At 45.1% G+C, this 264-nt stretch carries 1 protein-coding gene; it reads left to right on the forward strand.

Annotated elements, in window-relative coordinates:
* On the forward strand, positions 1–264 hold a 264-nt coding region (locus R2R70_RS20885; RefSeq protein WP_410979033.1), incomplete at both ends, for a hypothetical protein.

Genomic DNA, 264 nt, shown 5'->3' on the forward strand with positions numbered 1-264 from the left:
TATATTTATAAACAAGATAAACTGCAAAAAAAGCTAAACTGTCAGTATGAGGGCGCTGAGGGTGCAGCGATGAGTTATAGTTTTAGACAGGTCTCCTATAACTTGCCAGGATTTGGCAAAATGGCAACCTCTACCAGCGCAAACTATAATGACCGTAATGAAGTGACTGGATGGACGACCACCGTCAATGACGAGCCCGCGATCATCAGATATCGTCTACCAACCAATCAGCGTATCGTCAGTGATGCCTATGCGCAGTCTGGT

The sequence above is a fragment of the Cobetia sp. SIMBA_158 genome (assembly GCF_046566945.1).
Lineage (GTDB): Bacteria > Pseudomonadota > Gammaproteobacteria > Pseudomonadales > Halomonadaceae > Cobetia > Cobetia amphilecti.